Origin of the sequence: Rhodococcus sp. (in: high G+C Gram-positive bacteria), assembly GCF_049299235.1 — a bacterium.
Lineage (GTDB): Bacteria > Actinomycetota > Actinomycetes > Mycobacteriales > Mycobacteriaceae > Rhodococcus.
The window spans coordinates 1-3,332 of the sequence record NZ_JBAQXC010000246.1 but is presented as its reverse complement, the minus strand read 5'-3'; the positions used below and the strand labels follow the sequence as shown (position 1 = coordinate 3,332).

Annotated in this window: 3 protein-coding genes; 2 read left to right on the top strand and 1 reads right to left on the bottom strand. The window is 67.0% G+C overall.

The window, feature by feature from the left end:
* A partial coding sequence (locus WAX14_RS14640; protein ID WP_422628781.1) for a DUF7373 family lipoprotein occupies positions 1–1,230 on the bottom strand: 1,230 nt, incomplete at its 3' end.
* A gap of 570 nt (positions 1,231–1,800) precedes the next feature.
* On the opposite strand from WAX14_RS14640, the gene WAX14_RS14635 reads away from it, so the two are divergent.
* Both WAX14_RS14635 and WAX14_RS14630 read left to right on the top strand, forming a co-directional pair.
* Entirely contained in the window at positions 1,801–2,172 is a 372-nt protein-coding gene (locus WAX14_RS14635; RefSeq protein ID WP_422628780.1) for a hypothetical protein, read from the top strand.
* A gap of 339 nt (positions 2,173–2,511) precedes the next feature.
* Entirely contained in the window at positions 2,512–3,015 is a 504-nt protein-coding gene (locus WAX14_RS14630) for a replication initiation protein (RefSeq protein ID WP_422628779.1), read from the top strand.
* Positions 3,016–3,332 lie beyond the last annotated feature (317 nt).

Sequence of the window (3,332 nt, the reverse complement as noted above, 5' to 3'; positions counted from 1 at the left end):
GGTGGCCTGGAAAATCCGGTACTGCGCGGTCGTGGCCTGATGCGCCGACCCCAATGTGCTGGTCCGGATCTCGGCGACCAACGTGTCGTAGAGCAGCACACACACCGCGCCGTCACCGTAGGCGGCCAGATCCGGGATCACCTCGAAACACCGCACATCCGGCACCCCGGCCGGGCCGGCCGCGGTCGTCGTGGAGATCGTGGTGTTCTGGTTGCGGACCTGCCCCACCACCCGATCGAACACATGTTCGGCGCGGTCGGGGAAGTCGGTGGCATAGACGAACGCGCCGTCTCGGGACATGTGGGTGGCAGAGGTATCTTCGAAGACCTCGAGTGTGTCGAGTTGGCGCAGCAGATGCGCCGCTCCCCGCGGCCCGTACACCGCCGGGATCGCCGCGCCCTCCTCGTCCGGGTACGGCAGTGTCCGGTGCAGCAACTCGTCGATGTCCACCGGAAGGTCCGCCAACCCGGCCGGTGTGGTGTACGGGAACTTCTCGATCAGCGGGAGCTGCCGGACCAGGGCATGTTCGAGTGCCTGATCGACCCAACTCGCACGGTCGATCGGCGCGGCGAGGAAGGTGTAGACGAGGTAGTGGCCGTGCGCGGTGAGCGCGGTCACCCGCCGAGAATCACCGTCGTCGACGGCATGGATCAGGCTGTCCGGCATCGCCGGGACCGGATGGGCGAACGCATACGACGGGGTCGGCGGGTCCGGGTCCATCAGGTGCTCGTGCAGGCGGACCGCGGCATCGGATGCGGCCTCTGCGTCACGGAACTGCAAGACGGCATGGACCATCCGCGCCTTGCCGTCGCTGGTGGAACGGGCGGTGGAGAATCCGGCGTACATGCCGGTGTCTTCACCGATCCGTTCGACGACCGCCGAGCCGTCGTCGAGCAGATACGCCAGAGGGAACGGCCCGAAGATCGGGCGCGTGTAGTCCGATTTCGCTTCGGTCAGTGCCGGGTCGATTTCGGCGGGCAGCACCAGGAATTCGGCCATCCGTTGGCTTTCCACGACGCCGCCGACCTCGGGGTCACCGGCGGCGGTGGGGTAGTGGCTGGGGGTGGTGTCGAAAAGTCCGCTGTCGAGGTCGCCGGGGGCGGCGGGGATCATCACCGCGGCCCGCGCCTCGGTGTCTGCCGCGGTGGTGGCGGTCGCGGTGGTGTCGGCTGCGGGTCCGGAGCATCCGGCCACCACCATGACCGCGGCGGCGGCGGCAGTCGCGGTCATGGTGGTGATGCGGCCGGTGCGACCGCGACCGCGGCGGTGTCGGTATCGGTGTCGAGTGCTCAAACTGTTTCCCCCAGGTTCGCGGTCCGGGGGCATCACCGGGTGGCCACGACCCCCCGGTGTGTGGACGGTGCGACGGTATCGGCCCGGCCGGTGGTGGTCACGGTCGGGGTGTCCAAATTTCGCGGTGTGCAGCCCGCCCCGGATAGGACTGTCACCGGGTGAGGCGAACCTCGAGCAGCCTGTCAGGCCGCATCCCTCGACGCTGCTACCCGCGGTGTGTCGACGTCACTGCGACTAGATCCGGTCCAGCATCGGCAGGAGTCAACCGCCCGAGAGACGAACGCTGTCGGGGCGGCAATGTACTGGTGCCGACGATGCCGAGGATAGTGTGGAAGCCGAGCATGATCACCTGTGCGTCGTCGCGGTCACCGCGATGCGGCAAACTCGGTCAGGATGCGATGGCGTTCGGTGTCGGTAGTCTGTGCAGCGGTTTCACGATCAGTGTCCGCCGAGGCGACTGCGCGCCCGGGGGCTTGGTCGCCGCGATCATGATATACCCCGATTGCGGTGCATCTCGTCGCGCAGAGCAACACCGGTGACCGCACCTACACCGCATTCCTCGTCGATCGGCAGGGCAGCATCAGCCCGGTTCCCCTCGTCCCGGACAGTCTCAGCACGATCGCTGACACCCTGGCCGCTGTCGTGCTGGGGATCGATACTCCCGTCCATCTCGGTGGCACACCGAAGGTGTTGGGTGGCCCGGTGGGGCTGACCCGATTGGCTGAGGCGATGCGAACCACCGACCACATGATGATCGATTGGTCGACCCTCACCGAGGTTGTCGGGCCGCGGCCTGATGTCCGCGACGAACGTGAGTTGCTGCGGACCGTCAGCGAGTGTCACTACGTGTGGGGCACGCCCGACCGGGTGCGGAGTTAGCTGCGCGGCCGGCTGTAGGTGACCGAGTGCGTCGGCACGGGTGTGCTGGAGGATTCCGGCCCGGTGGTGGACGATCCACTGGGAACGTGCCGCCGCGGTCGGTGGCGGCGAGCTGTGCGGCAGGATCGCGGCGACGACGGGGACGCATTCGTGTGGCGGTCGGGATCTATGTCGGGGGAAGTCGGTGCTGTTCTCGTGCTGGTCGGCGAACGGAAACGGCGTTGTCATTCCTTCCCTGGTGGATGTGAGGATGTGGCGGGGAAACCCTAAATATCTGATTAGGCTTTGGCTCGGCGTGTCCCACACGCATACAGCGAGTGTGTAGTGCAGGATGTCCGGATGGATGACAGCGGGGCAGTCCTGCTCAGCGAGGCGACGTGGCCGTTGGGGTGGCTGCCGCGCTGGCCACGGGCGACAGACGACTTCGAGCGGGGCGCGTGGCCGATGAGCCGGCCCCGCGCCCTCGAGCGCCGGTATCTGGAGAGCAACCCGAAGGCTCTGGTCGGGTGCATCATCGTCGACTGCGACCATCCCGATGCGGCGATGCGGGCGTTCAAGCGGCCGTCGGATCATCCGGCTCCGAACTGGGTGGCGCAGTCCATGTCGGGTCGTGGGCACCTGGGTTGGCTTCTGCGTGATGCGGTGTGTCGGACGGACTCGGCGCGGCTGAAACCGCTGCGGTACGCGGCGAAGATCGAGGCAGGTCTGCGGCTCTGCGTCGACGGTGGTTCCGTCTACATGGACGGGCGGCATACCGCAGCACAGACCCCGTGTTCGGCAGCGGAGCGGACGATCACGACGTGTCCATCCCAGACTGCCCATCAAGGCCGAGCCGCGTCCTAAACGGGCACGCCCACCGTTCACACTGTCGCCTGTCAACGCGGTCGTGGGCAGCGGCGGCCTGTGACTGCGCTGTTCTCCCGGTGCGACTCGGCGGCCCGATCGAGCCGCTGGTACGTGCCCGAACACCTCGGTGCGGCCGCGTCGCCTGAGTGTCAGGCATTTACCATGCGAATTCTTGAGCTCACGAGCGTCTTAGTGTGCATCTGAAAACTCGGTGAGCATCGGCGTGTGACGGGCCGGATACCGGCGAACTCCTGGTAGGCCAGTGAGTGCTTACGTCCCTGCCCTACCAGGAGCTCACTTGCCATCATCGCCTA

Bases quoted from the DNA above. Each gene is read 5' to 3' on its own strand.
- WAX14_RS14630 (WP_422628779.1), top strand. From the start codon at position 2,512: ATGGATGACAGCGGGGCAGTCCTGCTCAGCGAGGCGACGTGGCCGTTG.